Source organism: Microbacterium gawkjiense (genome assembly GCF_031932225.1).
GTDB classification, from domain to species: Bacteria; Actinomycetota; Actinomycetes; order Actinomycetales; family Microbacteriaceae; genus Microbacterium; species Microbacterium gawkjiense.
On sequence record NZ_JAUZVV010000001.1, the window covers coordinates 703,945 to 722,513 of the forward strand.

Sequence of the window (18,569 nt, forward strand, 5' to 3'; positions counted from 1 at the left end):
CGCGATCTGCTGTCTCCGCCGCTCGATGGCAGCAGTTCGCGTCGGGTCGACGACGCCTCAGCCCGCGAACGCGCCGGTGAGGAAGGCGTCGAGCTCAGCGGTGGCCTCGAGCGGCAGCACCGCGGCGACGTACTGGTCGGGGCGCACGACGACGACGGCGCCGCGGCGGTCGATGCCGCGCTCGGCGAAGATGTCGACGGAGTTCCAGGCGCCGGGCCCGGCCGCGTAGACCTTCTCCCAGTCCATGAGGCCGAGCGGGCCGGTCCGCGGCCGGAAGACCTCCGGCACCGCGAGCAGATCCACCTCGTCGTACGACTGCGGGTACACGACCTTCACGTCGAACACCGCGTCGACGTCGGCGCCGGCGGGCGTGAACCGCACCAGCGGTGAATCGGCGGATGCCGCCCACTCCGCCCACGTGCCCAGGGCCGCGGCATCCGGGTCGGCGAAGGCGTAGACCCGCCAACGTCCGTCGGCGCGGGCATGGTGGCCGAGGTGCACGACGTTGCCGTCGCCCACCCGGGTCACCGGGACCGACGCGAAACGCTTGCCGACGGGGTAGCCCTCCGCGAGCGCCTGGTGCCGGTCGTCCGCGACGATCGCCGACGGCTCGTAGCGCGTCATGAACCCCGAGGGGAACTCGGCGGTCGCGAGGTAGTAGTTCGCGAGGTCGTCGGGGTCCGAGATCTCGTGGGGCTTGCGGGCCATGAGCGAGGACCACTCGCGGTCGAAGTCGATGAGCTGCTGCGCGACCGGCTGACGTTCGCCCGAGTAGGTCGAGAGGAGGGATGCCGGGGCCAGCCCGGTGAGGACGTGCCCGAGCTTCCAGCCGAGGTTGAACCCGTCCTGCATCGACACGTTCATGCCCTGCCCCGCCTTCGCGCTGTGCGTGTGGCAGGCGTCGCCGGTGAGGAACACCCGGGGCGTGCGACCGTCGCCGTCCTCGACGTCGTCGAACCGGTCGGTGACGCGGTGCCCGACCTCGTACACGCTGTGCCAGGCGACCTGTTTCACGTCGATCGAGTACGGGTGCAGGATCTCATTCGCGCGGCGGATGATCTCCTCGATGGGGGTGCTGCGCACCGCCCGGTTGTCGGTGTCGGGCACCTCGCCGAGGTCGATGTACATGCGCGAGAGGTACCCGCCCTCGCGCGGGATGTGCAGGATGTTGCCCGCCTCGGAGGTGATCGCGCACTTGATGCGCCAGTCGGGGAAGTCCGTGTTCACGAGCACGTCCATGACGCCCCACGCGTGCGCCGCGAACCGCCCGACGTGCCGTCGGCCGATCGCCTCGCGCACGCCGCTGCGCGCCCCGTCGCATCCGACGACGAACTTCGCGCGGATCGTGCGCTCCTCGCCGGCCCGCGCACCTTCGACGTGGCGCACCCGCACCGCGAGCGGGTACTCGTCCGCGTCGTCCCGGGTGAGTGCGACGAACTCGACGCCGTAGTCCGGGCGGATGCGGCCGGGGCCGAGCGCCGCCGCCTCGGCGAAGTAGTCGAGCACGCGCGCCTGGTTGACGATCAGGTGCGGGAACTCGCTGATCTTCAGCCCGTAGTCCTCCGTGCGGCTGGTGCGGCGGATGCGCGACGGGTCCTCCGGGTCCGGGCCCCAGAAGTTCATGTACCCGATGTTGTAGGCCTCGGCGGTGATCCGCTCGGCGAACCCGAACGCCTGGAACGTCTCGACGCTGCGCGGCTGGATGCCGTCGGCCTGGCCGAGGGGCAGCCGCCCGCCGCGCCGCTCGATGATGCGCGTCGAGACCGCCGGGAACTGCGACATCTGGGCGGCCAGCAGCATCCCGGCCGGTCCCGACCCGACGATCAGGACGTCGGTTTCGTCGGGAAGCTCCTCGGGTCGGTCGATCCCCGTGCCGGCGGCGTTCTCGACGCGAGGGTCCCCGGAGACGTATCCGTGGTGGTGGAACTGCATGGTGCTCGCTTTCGGGAGGACGGTCGGACGCGGCATCCGGGATCTCAGGCCCGGGACACCCCGTAGATCGGGCTCTTCGCCTGTTCCTCCTCGTGATCGGGTCCGAGGGGGATGCCGGTGCGATCACGCAGCAGCAGCGTCGCCAGCAGGCCGAGCACCGTCATCCCCGCCAGGTAGAACGCGACCGACCAGGTCGACCCCGTCGCCTGCACGAGCGCGGTCGCGATGGTGGGGGCGAACGCGCCGCCGAGGATCGCGCCGATCGCGTACGAGATCGAGACGCCCGAGAACCGGATCGAGGCGGGGAAGAGCTCGGCGTAGTACGCGGACTGCTGCCCGTAGGTGAAGCCGAGGCCGATCGCGAGGATCGCGAGGGCCGTGAACAGGAGGCCGAGGTCTCCGGTGTTCACGAGCGGGAAGAGGGTGAACACGCCGATCAGCTGCAGGATCCAGCCGCCGATGTAGGTCGAGCGCCGGCCGATGCGGTCGCTGATCCACCCGGCGGTCCAGGTCGAGGCGAGCCAGAACAGGGCCGAGCCCGTGACGGCCAGGAGCACACCGCTGCGATCCATCGCGAGCGGCCCCTCGGGGTTGGTGGCGTAGTTCTGGATGTAGCCGCCGGTGGTCATGTATCCGGCGGCGTTGTTGCCGGCGAACACGAGCGCCGCGATGACGACGAGGAGCGCGTGCTTGCGGAACAGCTGCACGATGGGGGTGCGCGTGCGCTCCTTGCGCTCGGCGAGCTCGAGGAAGACGGGGCTCTCCTCGACACGGCGGCGGATGTAGTACCCGACGAGGATCAGCACGATCGAGAAGAGGAACGGCACACGCCAGCCCCACTCGAGGAACGCGTCGCCCGGGGCGAGCACCGACATGAGTGCCATCATCCCCGAGGCCAGCAGCAGACCGATCGGCACACCGATCTGCGGCGAGGCGCCGAAGAGTCCGCGCTTCTGCTTGGGGGCGTGCTCCACGGCCATGAGCACCGCGCCGCCCCACTCGCCGCCGGCCGAGATGCCCTGCAGGATGCGCAGGAAGATCAGCAGGATCGGGGCGGCGAGGCCGATGACGGTCCAGGTGGGCAGCAGGCCGACGAGCGTCGTCGCCACACCCATCAGGATGAGCGTCACCACCAGCACCACGCGGCGGCCGTACTTGTCGCCGAAATGTCCGGCCAGGAACGCGCCGAGCGGGCGGAACAGGAAGCTGATGCCCACGGTGAGGAACGACAGGATCGTCGCCGTGCTCTCGCCGAGCGGCGCGAAGAACAGCTGCGCGAAGACGAGCCCCGCCGCCTGGGCGTAGATGAAGAAGTCGTACCACTCGACGGTGGTGCCGACGACGGTCGCGAACACGACGCGGCGACGGTCGGTGGGGCTGCTGATCGTTCCGGTGGGGGTGAACCCCGTGCGCGAGGATTCGCTCATCTTCATTGACTCCTGGTGACGACACTGTCGGATCCGCTGCCCGCGACGGGCGTTGCTGCGAATGCGTTGATAATATACGATTTGGGATATGCCGCAAGAGCGAGGGAGCTCATGACCCACGACATCGAACCGACGACCCCCGTCGATCCGCGTTTCGCCGCCCTTCCTCAGCGCCCGGGCAAGATCGTCGCCGTCCACCTCAGCTACGCCTCGCGCGCCGACCAGCGCGGACGCCGCCCCGCCGCGCCCTCCTACTTCCTGAAGCCGTCGAGCTCGCTCGCCGCGTCAAGAGACGAGATCGAGCGACCCGCCGGCACCGAATTGCTCGCCTTCGAGGCCGAGGTCGCGCTCATCATCGGCACCGATGCGCGCCACGTGGGCGCGGCGGAGGCGTGGGCGCACGTCGGGTGGGTCACGGCATCCGACGACTTCGGTCTCTACGACCTGCGCGCGAACGACCGCGGCTCGAACGTCCGCTCCAAGGGCCGCGACGGGTACACGCCGATCGGGCCGCACCTCATCGACGCCCGCCAGGTCGACCCCGGGGCGCTGCGTGTGCGCGCCTGGGTGAACGGCGAGCTCGCGCAGGACGACACGACCGCCGATCTGATCTTCCCCTTCGCTCAGATCGTCGCCGACCTCTCGCAGCACATGACCCTCGAGCGCGGCGACGTCATCCTCACCGGCACCCCCGCCGGCTCGTCGGTGGTCGTCCCCGGCGACGTCGTCGAGGTGGAGGTGGATGCCCCGGATGCCGCCGGTGCCCCCTCGTCCGGCCGGTTGCGCACGACGGTGGTGCAGGGTGAGCGCCCGTTCGACCCCGCCCTGGGTTCCCTCCCCGCCGCCGACGACCTGCAGCGCGCCGAGGCGTGGGGCTCGCGCGAGGCCGCGGGCCTGCCCGCGCCGGGGCTCGACCCGGAGCTCCGCGCGAAGCTCGAGCGGGCACCCGTCGCCGGGCTGTCGCAGCAGCTGCGCAAGCGCGGCCTGAACAACGTCACGATCGACGGCGTCCGACCCCTCCGCCCGGGCGCGAAGCTCGTCGGGCTCGCCCGCACCCTGCGTTTCGTCCCGAACCGCGAGGACCTCTTCGACTCCCACGGCGGCGGCTACAACGCGCAGAAGCGCGCGTTCGACGCCGTCCGCGAGGGCGAGGTCATCGTGATCGAGGCCCGCGGCGAGTCCGGCTCGGGCACGCTCGGCGACATCCTCGCGATCCGCGCGCACGCGCGCGGGGCGGCGGGCATCGTCACCGACGGCGGTGTCCGCGACATCGACGCCGTCTCGGCCGTCGGTATCCCGGTCTACACGGCCGGTGCGCACCCGGCGGTCCTCGGCCGCCGTCACGTGCCGTGGGATGCCGACGTGACGATCGCGTGCGGCGGCACGACGGTGCAGCCCGGCGACATCCTCGTCGGCGACGCGGACGGTGTCATTGTGATCCCGCCCGCGCTCGCCGCCGAGGTCGTCGACGCCGCGCTGGAACAGGAGATCGAGGACGGCTGGATCGCCGACCGCGTCGCCGAGGGCCACGCGGTCGACGGACTGTTCCCGCTCGCGGGCGAGTGGAAGGACCGGTACCGCGCATGGCGAGCGACGATCTGACGACGGCACCGGGGCTCAGCAAATCGCAGCGCGCGTATCACTGGGTGAAGGAGCGCATCGCGTCGCAGGAGTTCACCCCCGGGTATCGCCTCGTGCTCGGTGCGATCGCCGGAGAACTGGACATGAGCGTCGTCCCCGTCCGCGAGGCGATCCGCCAGCTCGAGGCCGAGGGCCTGGTGACCTTCGAGCGCAACGTGGGCGCGCGCGTCTCGATGGTCGACGACACGCAGTACCGCTTCAGCATGCAGGCGCTGTCGATCCTCGAGGGCACCGCGACGGCGCTGGCCGCACGCCGCCTGACCGCCGACGACCTCCGTCACGCCCGGCAGACGAACGAACGGATGATCCAGTCGCTCAGCGACTTCGATCCGCACTCGTTCACCCGCCTGAACCAGGAGTTCCACGCGACCCTGTACGGCAAGTGCGCGAACCCGCGGATGCTGGAGCTCGTCGAATCCGAGTGGGCCAGGCTCGGGCACCTCCGCGATTCGACCTTCAGCTTCGTGCCGGGTCGGGCGCAGGAGTCGGTGCGCGAGCACGAGCAGATCGTCGCGCTGATCGAGCGCGGCGCGCCCCTCGGCGAGATCGAGCAGGCGGCCCGCCGCCATCGGTCCGCGACCCTCGACGCCTACATGATCCACGAACACCCGGACGAGGCCCTCGGCCTCCCGAACTTCTGACCCTCGAGCAAGGACGCACGACATGACGGACCCCACCCTGGCGGCGCCCCACACGCCCGCAGACCTCCCCACCCGCATCCAGCACTACATCGACGGTGCCTTCGTCGACTCGCACGACGGCGGCACATTCGACGTGCTCGACCCGGTGACCAACCGCGTGTACCTGCAGGCCGCCGCGGGCAAGAAGGCCGATGTGGATGCCGCCGTCGCCGCCGCGCGTCGTGCGTTCACCGACGGACCGTGGCCGCGGATGCTGCCGCGCGAGCGCTCGCGCGTGCTGCACCGGATCGCTGACCTCGTCGAGGCGCGCGACGAGCGCCTCGCGGAGCTGGAGTCCTTCGACTCGGGCCTGCCGATCACGCAGGCGCTCGGGCAGGCCCGCCGAGCGGCCGAGAACTTCCGCTTCTTCGCGGACCTGATCGTCGCCCAGTCCGACGACACGTTCAAGGTGCCGGGACGGCAGATCAACTACGTCAACCGCAAGCCGATCGGCGTCGCGGGGCTCATCACCCCCTGGAACACGCCGTTCATGCTCGAGTCGTGGAAGCTCGGCCCCGCGCTCGCCACGGGCAACACCGTGGTGCTGAAGCCCGCGGAGTTCACCCCCCTCTCGGCATCCCTCTGGGCGGGCATCTTCGAAGAGGCGGGACTGCCGCAGGGCGTCTTCAACCTCGTCAACGGTCTCGGCGAAGAGGCGGGCGACGCTCTCGTGAAGCACCCCGACGTGCCGCTCATCTCGTTCACGGGCGAGAGCTCGACGGGGCAGTTGATCTTCGCGAACGCGGCGCCCTGGCTGAAGGGCCTGTCGATGGAGCTGGGCGGCAAGAGCCCGGCGGTCGTCTTCGCCGACGCGGACCTGGAGGCCGCGATCGACGCGACGATCTTCGGGGTGTTCTCGCTCAACGGCGAGCGCTGCACGGCGGGCAGCCGCATCCTCGTGCAGCGCGAGGTGTACGACGAGTTCGTCGAGCGCTACGCGGCGCAGGCCGCGCGGGTGAAGGTCGGATTCCCGCACGACCCGGCCACCGAGGTCGGCGCGCTCGTGCACCCCGAGCACTACGCCAAGGTCATGTCGTACGTCGAGCTCGGCAGGACCGAGGGTCGGCTCGTGGCCGGCGGCGGCCGACCCGACGGCTTCGACGACGGCAACTTCGTCGCGCCGACCGTGTTCGCCGACGTGCCGCCGACGGCAAGGATCTTCCAGGAGGAGATCTTCGGCCCCGTCGTGGCGATCACGCCGTTCGACACCGACGACGAGGCCCTCGCGCTCGCGAACGACACGAAGTACGGGCTCGCCGCCTACATCTGGACCAACGACCTCAAGCGGGCGCACAACTTCTCGCAGGCGGTCGAGGCCGGGATGGTCTGGCTGAACTCCAACAACGTGCGCGACCTCCGCACCCCGTTCGGCGGCGTCAAGGCCTCGGGCCTCGGGCACGAGGGCGGGTACCGCTCGATCGACTTCTACACCGACCAGCAGGCCGTGCACATCACCCTCGGCAAGGTGCACAACCCCACTTTCGGCAAGAACTGACCTCCCTCACTCACGCAAGGACGCTGACATGAGCCACCGCGACGACATGACTCTCACCTCCTCCGGCTTCTGGGTGAGCCAGGAGTCCCTCATCCGCTCCGACAACCCGATCCCGACTCCCTCCTCGCCCGCCCCCGACGTGCTGCGCTGCGCGTACATGGAACTGGTCGTCACTGACCTCGCGGCATCCCGCGTCTTCTACGTCGACATCCTGGGGCTCCACGTCACGGAGGAGGACGACGAGGCGATCTACCTGCGCTCGACCGAGGAGTTCATCCACCACAACCTCGTCCTGCGGCAGGGCCCGATCGCGGCCGTCGCGGCGTTCTCGTACCGGGTGCGCTCGGCCGAGGACCTCGACAGGGCGGTCGCGTTCTACTCCGAGCTGGGGTGCGACGTGCGGCGCGAGCCGAACGGCTTCACGAAGGGCATCGGCGACTCGGTGCGCGTCGTAGACCCGCTCGGCTTCCCGTACGAGTTCTTCTTCGCGACCGAGCACGTCGAGCGCCTCTCGTGGCGGTACGACCTCTACAGCCCCGGCGAGCTCGTCCGGCTGGACCACTTCAACCAGGTGACCCCCGACGTGCCGCGTGCCGTCAACTTCATGCAGTCCCTGGGCTTCCGCGTGACGGAGGACATCCAGGACGAGGAGGGCACGGTGTACGCGGCGTGGATGCGGCGCAAGCCCACCGTCCACGACACGGCGATGACTGGCGGCGACGGTCCCCGCATGCACCACGTCTGCTTCGCGACGCACGAGAAGCACAACATCCTCGCGATCTGCGACAAGCTCGGCGCGCTGCGGCGGTCGGACGCGATCGAGCGCGGCCCCGGCCGTCACGGCGTCTCGAACGCGTTCTACCTGTACCTGCGCGACCCCGACGGGCACCGCGTGGAGGTCTACACGCAGGACTACTACACCGGCGACCCCGACAACCCCGTCGTCACGTGGGACGTGCACGACAACCAGCGCCGCGACTGGTGGGGCAACCCCGTCGTGCCGAGCTGGTACACGGACGCCTCGCTCGTGCTCGACCTCGACGGCAACCCGCAGCCGGTCGTCGCCCGCACCGACTCGTCCGAGATGGCAGTGACGATCGGCGCCGACGGCTTCTCGTACACGCGCGCCCCCGAGTCCGTCGGCGACGGCGAGTTCAAGCTCGGCAACCAGCTCTGAGGCCTGGAGAAGATCGGATGCTGCCCCCCGAGACCATCGCCACCATCGCCGCCGAGCTCGCCGAGGCCGACCGCACGCGCGGGGTGATCCCCCGCATCACGGCGCGCTACCCCGACGCCACCGTCGAGGATTCGTACGCGATCCAGGGCGTCTGGCGCGACCGCAACATCGCCGCCGGGCGCCGGCTCGTGGGGCGCAAGATCGGCCTCACGAGCAAGGCGATGCAGCAGGCGACCGGCATCACCGAGCCCGACTACGGCGTCATGTTCGACGACACGGTGTACCGCTCGGGCGACGAGATCGAGGCGGCCCGGTTCTCGAACGTGCGGATCGAGGTCGAGCTCGCGTTCGTCCTGCGCGAGCCGCTCGAGGGCCCCGACTGCACGCTCGAGGACGCCCTCGCCGCGATCGACTACGCCGTCCCGGCGCTCGAGGTGCTGAACTCGCACATCGAGCTCGAGGGCCGCACGATCGTCGATACGATCTCCGACAACGCGGCGTACGGCGCGATGGTGCTGGGCGACGTGCACAAGCGTCCCGACGAGATCGACCTGCGCTGGGTGCCCGGTGTGCTCTCGCGCAACGGCGAGATCGAAGAGACCGGCGTCGCCGCGGGCGTCCTCGGCCACCCCGCCACCGGCGTCGCCTGGCTCGCGAACAAGTTCTCGCAGCACGGCGCCCGGCTCGAGGCGGGCGAGATCATCCTCGCCGGGTCGTTCACCCGGCCGATGTGGGTGTCGGCGGGCGACGAGGTACGGTGCGAGTACGGCCCGATGGGGGAGATCACATGTCGCTTCGTCTGACCCCGACCTTCCGCGCCGCGCTGGCGCAGGCCGACCGTCCGCTGGCCGGCATGTGGGTGTGCTCGGGTTCGCCTCTCGTCGCCGAGATCTGCGCGGGCGCCGGCCTCGACTGGGTGCTCATCGACATGGAGCACGCCCCGAACGGGCTCGAATCCGTCCTCGCCCAGTTGCAGGCCGTCGCCGCCCACCCGGTCACCCCGGTCGTGCGGGTGCCCTCCGACGATGCGGTCGTGATCAAGCAGGTCCTCGATCTCGGCGCGCAGAACCTGCTCGTGCCGATGGTGTCGTCCGCCCCGCAGGCCGAGGCGGTCGTCCAGGCGGTGCGATATCCCCCGCGCGGTCGGCGCGGCGTCGGGTCGGCGCTCGGGCGGTCGGCCCGGTGGAACCGGGTCGAGGGGTACCTCGCCGACGCCGACGAGCACGTGTCGCTGTTCGTCCAGGTCGAGACGGCCGAGGGCGTCGAGGCCGCCGCGGCGATCGCCGCGGTGGACGGCGTCGACGGTGTCTTCGTGGGACCGAGCGACCTCGCGGCATCCCTCGGTCTGCTCGGTCAGCAGACGCATCCCGACGTCACCGCCGCCGTTCTGCGGGCCTTCGCCGCGGTGACGGATGCCGGCATCCCGGTCGGCGTCAACGCCTTCGACCCCGAGGTCGCACAGTCCTACGTCGACGCCGGCGCCGACTTCGTACTCGTGGGGGCCGACGTCGCCATGCTCGCCCGCGGGTCCGAGGCGCTGGCGGCGCGCTGGTCGCAGGCCGGCGGCGAGGAGCGCGCGGGCTACTGAAACCGTCTCGGGAAAGGGAAAAACCCCCGACTCGCGGGGGTTTTTCTGGCGGTGACGGTGGGATTTGAACCCACGGTAGGGGGTTACCCTACACAACTTTTCGAGAGTTGCACCTTCGGCCGCTCGGACACGTCACCGTCGTCCAGTTTACGACACGAGAGCGGATGCCGCGAACCAGCGCCCCCTCGCGCTTCGCCGAGGCGTCGCAGATGGTCGCTCCGCGCCCGCGACGGCGACCATCTGGGACGTCTCGGCGCACCGGCGGACGGGTAGCGTCGGCGTGTGATCACCACGGGAGTCGACCTCGCGGCGCAGCCCGCGCGCACCGCCGTCGCCGTCGTCGCCTGGGGTGCGGACGGAGCCGAGCTCACGACGCTCCGACTCGACAACACGGACGCCGACGTCGTGCGGCTCGCGCAGGGCTCCGCCCAGGTCGGGATCGATTGCGCGTTCGGCTGGCCCGACGAGTTCGTCGCCTACGTCAGCGCACACGCGCGCGGCGAGCCGCCGCATCCCGACCTCCGCGGCATCGCCGGGCGCCGGCGCCTCGCCTACCGCGAGACCGACCGCGTCATCCAGTCGCTCACCGGACGTCTGCCGCTCAGCGTCTCGACCGATCGCCTCGGACTCACGGCGATGCGCTGCGCCGATCTGCTCGCCGCTTTCGCTGACACCGGCGACGACGTCGACCGCTCCGGCGCGACCGGGCGCCTCGTCGAGGTCTACCCCGCCGTCGCGCTGCGCACCTGGCGCGTGGACGTGACCGGATACAAGACGGATGCCGCGGCCCGCGTCTCCGCGACGGCGAACCTCCTCGACGCGGCGCCGTGGCTCACCCTCTCCCCCGCGCAGCGCGCGCTGATGGAGGCCTCCGACGACGCGTTCGACGCCGTGGTCGCTGCGCTCATCGCCCGCGCACACGCGCTCCGCGCGACGCATGCCGTCCCACCCGCCCGCACCGCTCAGGCCCGCCGCGAAGGCTGGATCGCCCTACCCGCGACCCCCCTCACCGACCTCGACCCGACGCGAACCGTCGCTTCGACCCCCGGGTGACGACCGTTCGCGTCGGCTCGGCGGCGAATCGGGGACTCATACGCCGTACAGCCGGGCATACTCCTTCGACGAGAAGCCATGCTCATAGGTGCCGCGCTGCGGCCAGCCCTCAGGCACGTCCTGCCAGCCCTCTTGGCGCCCCCAGGGCAGGACGTCGATCAGACCGTGCAGATGGCCGAGCTGCTCGGTGCCGCGTCCGTCTGTGTGCCAGGTGCGGTAGACGGTGTCGCCGTCGCGCAGGAAGACGTTGACGGCGAACCCCGCATCCGGCGGTGCACCGACGTCCGCCCCGAACGGACTGTGCGCCGTGGAGTACCACTCCATGCGGTTGCCGACGCGCTCCTTGTACGCGAGCGCCTCACCGATCTCGCCCTGCGTGACGATGACGAAGCGCGCGTCGTAGTCGTCGAGGAAGTCGAGCCGTGTGAACTGCGAGGTCCAGCTGGTGCATCCCGGGCACTGCCAGGTCTTCCCCGCCGACCACATGTGGTTGTAGACGATGAGCTGCGAGCGTCCCTGGAACACGTCGACCAGGCGGACCGGACCGTCCGCGCCCTCGAGCACGTAGTCCGGCAGCTCGACCATGGGCAGCCGGCGGCGGGCCGCCGCAACGGCGTCGAGCTCGCGGGTGGCGGCCTTCTCGCGCTCGCGCAGCCGATCCAGCTCGCGCCGCCAGGTGGCGGCGTCGACGACGGGAGGCAGGGATGGCGACATGGCGACTCCTTCGTGACCGTGCCAGGAGGCTACGCCGCACCGGCGACGCGGGCCAGCCCCCGGCATCCGCCCCGCATGTCCCACCGCGGGTCTACGGTGAGGCTGTGAGCGCATCGACGACCCCGCGGTTCGGACTCATCGTCGCGATCGCCGCCCTCGCCTCGGCGGTGGCCTTCCTCGACGGCACGATCGTGAACGTCGCCCTGCCCGCGATCGGCGAGGAGCTCGGCGGGGGCCTGTCGACGCAGCAGTGGACGGTGGATGCCTACCTCCTCACCCTGAGCTCGCTCATCCTGTTCGCCGGTTCGGTGAGCGACGCGTTCGGCCGCGTGCTCGTCCTGCGCATCGGACTCATCGGTTTCGGCATCGCTTCGATCGGCGTCGGGCTCGCTCCCGACCCGATCGTCCTGATCATCGCGCGGGCGCTGCAGGGCGCGGCGGGGGCGTTCCTCGTGCCGAGTTCGCTCGCCCTCATCACCTCCCTCCTGAACGGTCCCGCGCAGGCGCGGGCGATCGGTCAGTGGACGGCGTGGACGACCGCCGCGAACCTCGCGGGCCCCCTTCTGGGCGGACTCTTCGTCGACCTGCTGTCGTGGCGGTTCGCGTTCCTCGTGCAGATCATCCCGATCGCGATCACCTTCGTCCTGCTCGCCCGCCTCGGCCACATCGACCACCGCCGCGACGACGCGCACCTCGACCTCGTGAGCGCGACCCTCTGCACCCTGGGACTCGGCGGGGTGGTCTTCGCCCTCATCGAACAGCCGAACCTGGGGTGGGGTCATCCGGCGATCTGGATGCCGCTGGTCGCCGGCATCGTCATGTTCGCCGCGTTCCTGCTGCGGCAGCGGACGGTGCGCTCGCCGATCCTCCCGCTCGACATCTTCCGCGTGCGGAACTTCTGGACCGGCAACCTGGCCACCCTCTTCATCTACGCCGCGCTCACGCTCAACGGGTTCGTCGTCGGCGTCTACCTGCAGCAGGGCGCGGGGCTCAGCGCCACCCTCGCCGGGCTCGCCAGCCTTCCCGTGACCGTCGCGCTCATCGCGTTGAGCTCGGTCGTCGGCGGCTGGACCAACCGTTTCGGGCCACGCCTGTTCATGACCGTCGGCCCGCTCGTGATGGCGGTCGGCTCGCTGATGCTGCTCGCCGTCCGCGAGGACTTCGACTACTGGACGCAGGTACTCCCCGGGCTCGTCGCGTTCGGCCTGGGCCTCGGCGTCACGGTGTCGCCGCTGACCTCGACGATCCTCGGCGCGATCGGCGGGGAGCGCTCCGGCATCGCCTCGGCGACGAACAACGCCGTCTCCCGCATCGCGGGACTCGTCGTCATCGCGATCCTCGCCGTGATCATCGGCGGATCGCTCGACCTCGACGGGTTCCACCGGGCGGCGTGGGTCACCGCGGTCCTCATGGCCGCGGGCGCGGCGGTTTCGTTCCTCGGCATCCGCCGGCCTGCGACGACCGAGGCGCAGCCCGCCTGATTTCTCCGGCCCGATCCGAGCCGCCCGCATCCGCCGGCTGCCACACTGACGGTATGAGCGTCATCGAGAACTCGAAACTCACCGTCGTCGGCGCGGGGGCCGTGGGGTCGAGCGTCGCCTACGCGGCCCTCATCCGCGGGTCGGCCCGCCACGTCGCCCTTTACGACATCGCCGCCGAGAAGGTCGAGGCCGAGGTGCTCGACCTCGCCCACGGCGCGCAGTTCACCGGCTCGAGCGACATCTCCGGCGGGGCCGACATCTCGGTCGCCGCCGGTTCCCACGTCGTCGTCATCACCGCCGGCGCCAAGCAGAACCCGGGCCAGACCCGCACCGAGCTCGCCGGTGTCAACGCCGGCATCCTGCGACGGATGCTGCCGCAGCTGCTCGAGGTCGCGCCGAACGCCGTCTACGTCATCGTCACCAACCCGTGCGACGTGCTCACCGTCATCGGTCAGGAGGTCACGGGCCTTCCGCCCGAGCGGATCTTCGCCTCGGGCACCGTCCTCGACACGTCGCGCCTGCGGTGGAAGCTCGCGCAGCGCGCGGGGGTGTCGACCTCCAGCGTGCACGCCTACATCGTCGGCGAGCACGGCGACACCGAGTTCCCCCACTGGTCGCGCGCGACGATCGGCACCGTCCCGATCCTCGACTGGCAACCGCCCGACGGGCAGCCCACATTCACGACCGAGGAGCTGGACGCCATCGCGGTCGACGTGCGCGATGCCGCCTACAAGGTCATCCAGGGCAAGGGAGCGACCAACTACGCGATCGGTCTGTCGAGCGCGCGGATCGTGGAGGCCATCCTCGGCGACCAGCACGTGGTCATGCCGGTCTCGACGGTGCTGAGCGATTTCCAGGGCGTCGACGGCGTCGCGCTCTCGGTGCCGTCCGTCGTCAGCAGCGCGGGCGCCCGACCCATCCTCGAGACCTCGTTCTCGGCCGACGAGCTGGCGCTGTTCCACCGCTCGGCGGAGGCGCTGCGGACCGTCGCGACGTCGCTGCGCTGACCGGGGTCACGCCTGCTGCCGGCGACGGAACGGAATCTGCTCGGGGAAGGTCCAGTCGAAGACCACCGCGGCCACGCGCACGGCGGTGGTCACGACGATGCAGACGATCCCCGCGACGAGGACGGGCACCGCGAAGGAGTCCAGGACGACGAGGACCGTGACCCCCGCGCCGGCGGCGACGGCGTAGAGCGTGCTCACCTGCAGGAACGAGAACGGCAGGTTGAGGGCGACGTCGCGGAGGATGCCGCCGCCGATCGCGCCGATGACCCCCACCACCACCGCGCCGACCGGTCCGACGCCCAGCGACAGCGCCTTGGAGGCGCCGATGGCGCCGAACATCCCCATGACGATCGCGTCGAGAAGGACGAGGGGCCATCCGACGCGCGAGAGCAGCGGCTGCACGACCATTCCCACCAGGGCGCCGGAAGCGGCGACCAGCAGGTACCAGTTCGCCCAGATCACGACCGGCGGCTGATTGAGCACTACGTCGCGCAGCAGGCTGCCGCCGAGCGCGACGAGCAGCCCGATCACGAGCACCCCGAGCAGGTCGATGCGCTGGTGCCGGTGCTCGGCGGCGAGGAGCGCGCCCTGCGCGCCGCCCAACCCCGCGGCCAGCAATTCGGCCCACAAGGGGACGACGAACGGGACGACGCTCATCTCGATCCTCCTCCTCGACACCCGCCGCGCGTCAGCGCGCTGACTCCGCGGCGTCGGCGATCACCTGCGCGACCGTGTCGGCCTGCGAGATGAACAGTGCGTGGCTGCCGGGCACGTTCGTGATCTGCGCGCCGATCCGCGACGCCATGTGCTGCAGCATCGCCTGGTCGAACGCCTTGTCCTCGGTGGCGATGACGGCCCAGCTGGGCGTGTCGCGCCACGCGGCGGCGGTGACGGCCTCGCCGAACACCGACATGTTGACCGGCACCTGGCTGTCGGCGAGGAAGGCGGCATCCGCCTCGTCGATGTCGGCGGCGAACCCGGCGCGGAAGTGGTCGCGGGCGAGGAAGCCGTAGCCGTCCTCGCGGACGTCGATGACGAACTCGGGGGTCGCGGCGAAGCCCTCGTACTGCTGCGCCGAGGTCTCGCCGACGTCGGGGATGAGCGCCGACACGTACACGAGGCCCGCGACCTTTTCGTGGGTACCGGCCTGCGTGATGACGGTGCCTCCCCAGGAGTGCCCGACGAGGATCGCCGGCCCGTCCTGCTGGTCGAGGACGCGGGTGGTCGCCGCCACATCGGCCTCGAGCGAGGTGAGGGGGTTCTGCACGATCGACACGCGGAATCCGCGGGCCGTCAGCAGGTCGTGGACGCGGCGCCAGCCCGATCCGTCGGCGAAGGCTCCGTGGACGAGGACGACGTTGGTGACGCGGTGTGCAGTGGTCATGGCTCTTCTTCTCTCTGACGGGCCCCGGGGAGCCAGGATGATGAGGGGTGTAACGCAGTGATACGCAATATATTGCATATTCATTGAAGAAGTTCAGAGCGGATGCCGCCAGCGGTGATGTCGGATGCCGCAGCTAGCCTGTCGTCATGGCTCCACGACGTCCCGCCCCGACCGCCGCCTTCCGGTGCACGGAGTGCGGATGGACCACCGCGAAGTGGGTCGGCCGGTGCGGCGAGTGCCAGCAGTGGGGCACGGTCGTCGAGGCCGCCACGCAGACCGGGATCACGGCATCCGTCACCCCCGTGACGCCCACGCGCAGCGCGCGGCCGATCACGCAGATCGACACGCGGGAGGCCCCCCGCCGCACCAGCGGCGTCGGGGAGTTCGACAGGGTGCTCGGCGGCGGCATCGTCCCCGGCGCGGCGATCCTGCTCTCGGGCGAGCCGGGTGTCGGCAAGTCGACCCTGCTGCTCGAGGTCGCCGCGCAGAGCGCCCGCGCCGACCGTCGCGTCCTCTACGTCAGCGCCGAGGAGTCGCTCAGCCAGGTGCGCCTGCGCGCCGAGCGCACCGGGGCGCTGCACGACGAGCTGTACCTCGCGAGCGAAACCGACCTCGCCACGACGCTCGGGCATGTCGACGACGTGCGTCCCGACCTGCTCATCGTGGACTCGGTGCAGACGGTGTCGTCGGGCCTCATCGACGGCGCCGCCGGGCAGCCGAGCCAGGTGCGCGAAGTGGCATCCACCCTCATCCGCGTCGCGAAGGAGCGCGACCTGCCCGTCGTGCTGGTCGGCCACGTGACCAAGGACGGTCAGGTCGCGGGACCCCGCATCCTCGAGCACCTCGTCGACGTCGTCTGCCACTTCGAGGGTGACCGGCAGACGTCGCTGCGGTTCGTGCGGGCGCTCAAGAACCGCTTCGGCGCCACCGACGAGGTGGGCTGTTTCGACATGGCGGGCGACGGCATCGCCGAGGTGCCCGATCCCAGCGCACTCTTCCTCAGCAACCGCCCCAGCGAACCCGGCACATGCGTGACCGTCGCCCTCGAGGGGCGCCGCGCGCTGCCGGTCGAGGTGCAGGCGCTCACGCTCCACACGTCGGCACCCAACCCGCGCCGCATCGTGAGCGGCGTCGACGGCGCGCGGGTCGCGATGGTGCTCGCCGTCCTCGAGAAGCGGGCCGGCATCAAGCTGTCGGACCAGGACGTCTACGTCTCGACCGTGGGCGGGGTGCGGTTGACCGAGCCCGCCGCCGATCTCGCCATCGCGCTCGCGATCGCGAGCGCCGCCACCGAGCGCCCGAACCCCGAGAAGTTCGCGGCGATCGGCGAGCTCAGCCTGTCGGGCGAGATCCGCCGCGTCACGCAGCACGACCAGCGCCGGTCCGAGGCCGCCCGTCTCGGGTACCGGGCGGTCATCGACGCCGGCGCGGGCACCCTGCGCGACGCCCTGGCCCAGCGGGCGCGCCACCACCGCCCACGATCGGACGACCGCCCCGACTTCTGACGGCGGTCATGCCTCGAGCGCGTCGATCAGGCCTCGAGCGCGGCGATCACGTCCGCGGGAGCGGCCTGCATGGGGTGCGGCCCGGCGATGTCGAAGAACACCGTCGTGATCTGCTCGCCGTGGGTGCCGAGGAACGCGCGCAGCCACGCCGGGGACTGCAGTCCGACCCCCGGCGGCAGGGATGCCGGCTTGTTCGCCGCGTCGCTGAACAGCAGCAGCGCGACGTCGCCCGTGGCGGGGTCGCGGTAGGTCCATACCTCCCCCGCGTCGCGGGGATCGTCGCGCGCACCGGGGCGCAGGAGCGGCACGACCGTCGGTCCGTGCCGCAGTGCGAACGCGAGCGCCGCCATGTCCTGCGTCTGGAGCGCATCGGCGAGCTGCGTGTTGCGGAACTCGAGCGGCTTCTTCTCGCGCTTCTTCCCGGCCATCCCCCCAGCCTACGGCGGCGCGGGCCGGCCCGGCGAGACGTCAAAGGGCCCCCTCGAACTCCCCATTGGGGACTGGAGAAGTCGAGAGGGCCCATCACTCACCGGCGGCGGGGGGGGATCCGATCGCCACACCTCTGGGGGGGTCGGTGTGGCTCCGTTGCTGGGGACAACGGGGAAAGCCGCCGGGAGCTGCCCCCAGGGTACGCGGCGAGCGCGAGGCGGCGACAGGTCCCCACCCCGCGAGATCATGAGAATCCTCTCAGAATCTCCTCCGCGCGCGGGGCCGGAGCGGGTCAGCGGATCGTGAACGAGGCGGGTTCGACCGAGCCGATGCCGCCGATCGAGACCGCGAGGTTGTACCACCCGGGCAGCGCCTTCTGCCGGTCGCCGCCGCACGTGTCGACCGACGAACGGGTGCGGTCCCAGACGATCGGCGCCGCGCTCGTGACGGTCTGCCCGGCATCCAAGGTGACGACCTGGTCGCTCGGCTCGGTCTGGCAGTCCGTCGACCGCCACCAGGTGTCGCTGCCGCTCGTGATCTCGAACGTCTGCGCCGCGGTCCCCACGTTGATGAGGCACGGCAGGTCGGTGTCGTTGACGAGCCGGATCGACAGCTGCGGCAGCTCCCCCGTCCCGTAGGAGCTCTTGTCGACGACGGCGCTGACCGTCACGTCGCCGGTCGTGCACGGGGCGGCCGCGGGTTCGCCGTCGGGCTTCGCCCCGGTGTCACCGTCCGCCGACGAGGTGACGCGCGGCGTCGGCGTCCCCGAGGCGGCGGCGGAACCGCTCGGCGTCGGCGAGGGGCCGGCGACCGGAGAAGTGGAGGCCGGGGAAGCGGATGCCGGGGCCCCGACCGTCGGCTGCGGCGCGGCATCCGCCCACGCCCGCCAGGGCTGCCACGCGACCACCGCGACGATGCCGCCCACGATCAGAAGGGCCAGCAGCACGACGGCGAGCCGACGACGCCGGTACACGGCGGGTGTCGGCTTGCGGCGGCGGGTCGGGCTGGTCACGGATCCAGGGTACGCACGGGTCCCCGGCCCGCCCGCCCGGCGCG

The 18,569-nt window shown here is 71.1% G+C and carries 17 protein-coding genes and 1 tRNA gene; 10 read left to right on the forward strand and 8 right to left on the reverse strand.

All coding sequences use genetic code 11. The features are described 5' to 3' along the window. Nucleotides 1–57: 57 nt before the first annotated feature. Both Q9S71_RS03420 and Q9S71_RS03425 read right to left on the reverse strand, forming a co-directional pair. Nucleotides 58–1,932, reverse strand: a complete 1,875-nt coding sequence (locus tag Q9S71_RS03420; RefSeq protein ID WP_311860509.1) for an FAD-dependent monooxygenase — start codon at nt 1,930–1,932, stop codon at nt 58–60. Between the two features lie 44 nt (nt 1,933–1,976). Beyond that, on the reverse strand, nt 1,977–3,359 hold the full coding sequence (locus Q9S71_RS03425) for an MFS transporter (protein ID WP_217529728.1): 1,383 nt from the start codon (nt 3,357–3,359) through the stop codon (nt 1,977–1,979). Between the two features lie 111 nt (nt 3,360–3,470). On the opposite strand from Q9S71_RS03425, the gene Q9S71_RS03430 reads away from it, so the two are divergent. From Q9S71_RS03430 to Q9S71_RS03455, 6 genes are read left to right on the forward strand one after another with little or no spacing between them, the layout of a single operon-like run. Then, nucleotides 3,471–4,961, forward strand: coding sequence for a fumarylacetoacetate hydrolase family protein (locus Q9S71_RS03430; protein WP_311860511.1), 1,491 nt, complete (start codon nt 3,471–3,473; stop codon nt 4,959–4,961). Continuing rightward, nucleotides 4,943–5,641, forward strand: coding sequence for a GntR family transcriptional regulator (locus tag Q9S71_RS03435; RefSeq protein WP_311860512.1), 699 nt, complete (start codon nt 4,943–4,945; stop codon nt 5,639–5,641). The genes Q9S71_RS03430 and Q9S71_RS03435 overlap by 19 nt, the downstream gene beginning before the upstream one ends. Nucleotides 5,642–5,663: 22 nt before the next feature. Beyond that, the gene (gene hpaE / locus Q9S71_RS03440) at nt 5,664–7,175 is read left to right on the forward strand and encodes a 5-carboxymethyl-2-hydroxymuconate semialdehyde dehydrogenase (protein ID WP_311860513.1); all 1,512 of its coding nucleotides are present in this window, start codon (nt 5,664–5,666) and stop codon (nt 7,173–7,175) included. Nucleotides 7,176–7,203: 28 nt separating this feature from the next. Next, nucleotides 7,204–8,352: a 3,4-dihydroxyphenylacetate 2,3-dioxygenase gene (hpaD, locus tag Q9S71_RS03445; protein WP_311860515.1), complete on the forward strand. Its 1,149-nt coding sequence runs from the start codon at nt 7,204–7,206 to the stop codon at nt 8,350–8,352. Nucleotides 8,353–8,369: 17 nt separating this feature from the next. Next, entirely contained in the window at nt 8,370–9,155 is a 786-nt protein-coding gene (locus Q9S71_RS03450; protein ID WP_311860516.1) for a 2-keto-4-pentenoate hydratase, read from the forward strand. Then, nucleotides 9,140–9,940: an HpcH/HpaI aldolase family protein gene (locus Q9S71_RS03455; RefSeq protein WP_311860517.1), complete on the forward strand. Its 801-nt coding sequence runs from the start codon at nt 9,140–9,142 to the stop codon at nt 9,938–9,940. The genes Q9S71_RS03450 and Q9S71_RS03455 overlap by 16 nt, the downstream gene beginning before the upstream one ends. Nucleotides 9,941–9,986: 46 nt before the next feature. Here the strand turns inward: Q9S71_RS03455 and Q9S71_RS03460 are convergent. Next, nucleotides 9,987–10,077, reverse strand: a tRNA-Ser gene (locus Q9S71_RS03460). A gap of 145 nt (nt 10,078–10,222) precedes the next feature. Here Q9S71_RS03460 and Q9S71_RS03465 point away from each other — a divergent pair. After that, nucleotides 10,223–10,993, forward strand: a complete 771-nt coding sequence (locus Q9S71_RS03465) for a DUF429 domain-containing protein (RefSeq protein WP_311860518.1) — start codon at nt 10,223–10,225, stop codon at nt 10,991–10,993. Nucleotides 10,994–11,029: 36 nt separating this feature from the next. Here the strand turns inward: Q9S71_RS03465 and Q9S71_RS03470 are convergent, their stop codons facing one another. After that, nucleotides 11,030–11,707 carry a DUF899 family protein gene (locus tag Q9S71_RS03470; RefSeq protein WP_311860520.1) on the reverse strand — a complete coding sequence of 226 codons (678 nt, stop codon included), beginning with the start codon at nt 11,705–11,707 and terminating at the stop codon, nt 11,030–11,032. Nucleotides 11,708–11,811: 104 nt separating this feature from the next. Between Q9S71_RS03470 and Q9S71_RS03475 the strand changes: the two genes are divergently transcribed. Together Q9S71_RS03475 and Q9S71_RS03480 are read left to right on the forward strand one after the other, a co-directional pair. Beyond that, on the forward strand, nt 11,812–13,188 hold the full coding sequence (locus tag Q9S71_RS03475; protein ID WP_311860521.1) for an MFS transporter: 1,377 nt from the start codon (nt 11,812–11,814) through the stop codon (nt 13,186–13,188). 53 nt (nt 13,189–13,241) lie between these two features. Further along, nucleotides 13,242–14,195, forward strand: a complete 954-nt coding sequence (locus Q9S71_RS03480; RefSeq protein WP_311860522.1) for an L-lactate dehydrogenase — start codon at nt 13,242–13,244, stop codon at nt 14,193–14,195. A 6-nt stretch (nt 14,196–14,201) separates the two neighbouring features. On the opposite strand, the gene Q9S71_RS03485 is transcribed toward Q9S71_RS03480, so the two are convergent. Then, nucleotides 14,202–14,852, reverse strand: coding sequence for a trimeric intracellular cation channel family protein (locus Q9S71_RS03485; protein ID WP_311860523.1), 651 nt, complete (start codon nt 14,850–14,852; stop codon nt 14,202–14,204). A 31-nt stretch (nt 14,853–14,883) separates the two neighbouring features. Continuing rightward, a complete protein-coding gene (locus Q9S71_RS03490) occupies nt 14,884–15,579 on the reverse strand; it encodes an alpha/beta fold hydrolase (RefSeq protein WP_311860524.1) in 696 nt (231 codons plus the stop codon). 146 nt (nt 15,580–15,725) lie between these two features. Between Q9S71_RS03490 and radA the strand changes: the two genes are divergently transcribed. After that, the gene (radA, locus tag Q9S71_RS03495; protein WP_311860526.1) at nt 15,726–17,084 is read left to right on the forward strand and encodes a DNA repair protein RadA; all 1,359 of its coding nucleotides are present in this window, start codon (nt 15,726–15,728) and stop codon (nt 17,082–17,084) included. Between the two features lie 26 nt (nt 17,085–17,110). Here the strand turns inward: radA and Q9S71_RS03500 are convergent, their stop codons facing one another. Together Q9S71_RS03500 and Q9S71_RS03505 are read right to left on the reverse strand one after the other, a co-directional pair. Then, nucleotides 17,111–17,512 carry a dehydrogenase gene (locus Q9S71_RS03500; protein ID WP_217529765.1) on the reverse strand — a complete coding sequence of 134 codons (402 nt, stop codon included), beginning with the start codon at nt 17,510–17,512 and terminating at the stop codon, nt 17,111–17,113. Nucleotides 17,513–17,805: 293 nt separating this feature from the next. Beyond that, nucleotides 17,806–18,525: a hypothetical protein gene (locus Q9S71_RS03505; RefSeq protein WP_311860528.1), complete on the reverse strand. Its 720-nt coding sequence runs from the start codon at nt 18,523–18,525 to the stop codon at nt 17,806–17,808. Nucleotides 18,526–18,569: the final 44 nt, after the last annotated feature.

What these genes read in the sequence shown, in the direction of transcription:
- Q9S71_RS03420 (WP_311860509.1), bottom strand. Translation starts at nt 1,932, where the DNA reads ATGCAGTTCCACCACCACGGATACGTCTCCGGGGACCCTCGCGTCGAG.
- Q9S71_RS03425 (WP_217529728.1), bottom strand. Translation starts at nt 3,359, where the DNA reads ATGAGCGAATCCTCGCGCACGGGGTTCACCCCCACCGGAACGATCAGC.
- Q9S71_RS03430 (WP_311860511.1), top strand. Translation starts at nt 3,471, where the DNA reads ATGACCCACGACATCGAACCGACGACCCCCGTCGATCCGCGTTTCGCC.
- Q9S71_RS03435 (WP_311860512.1), top strand. Translation starts at nt 4,943, where the DNA reads ATGGCGAGCGACGATCTGACGACGGCACCGGGGCTCAGCAAATCGCAG.
- hpaE (WP_311860513.1), top strand. Translation starts at nt 5,664, where the DNA reads ATGACGGACCCCACCCTGGCGGCGCCCCACACGCCCGCAGACCTCCCC.
- hpaD (WP_311860515.1), top strand. Translation starts at nt 7,204, where the DNA reads ATGAGCCACCGCGACGACATGACTCTCACCTCCTCCGGCTTCTGGGTG.
- Q9S71_RS03450 (WP_311860516.1), top strand. Translation starts at nt 8,370, where the DNA reads ATGCTGCCCCCCGAGACCATCGCCACCATCGCCGCCGAGCTCGCCGAG.
- Q9S71_RS03455 (WP_311860517.1), top strand. Translation starts at nt 9,140, where the DNA reads ATGTCGCTTCGTCTGACCCCGACCTTCCGCGCCGCGCTGGCGCAGGCC.
- Q9S71_RS03470 (WP_311860520.1), bottom strand. Translation starts at nt 11,707, where the DNA reads ATGTCGCCATCCCTGCCTCCCGTCGTCGACGCCGCCACCTGGCGGCGC.
- Q9S71_RS03480 (WP_311860522.1), top strand. Translation starts at nt 13,242, where the DNA reads ATGAGCGTCATCGAGAACTCGAAACTCACCGTCGTCGGCGCGGGGGCC.
- Q9S71_RS03485 (WP_311860523.1), bottom strand. Translation starts at nt 14,852, where the DNA reads ATGAGCGTCGTCCCGTTCGTCGTCCCCTTGTGGGCCGAATTGCTGGCC.
- Q9S71_RS03490 (WP_311860524.1), bottom strand. Translation starts at nt 15,579, where the DNA reads ATGACCACTGCACACCGCGTCACCAACGTCGTCCTCGTCCACGGAGCC.
- radA (WP_311860526.1), top strand. Translation starts at nt 15,726, where the DNA reads ATGGCTCCACGACGTCCCGCCCCGACCGCCGCCTTCCGGTGCACGGAG.
- Q9S71_RS03500 (WP_217529765.1), bottom strand. Translation starts at nt 17,512, where the DNA reads ATGGCCGGGAAGAAGCGCGAGAAGAAGCCGCTCGAGTTCCGCAACACG.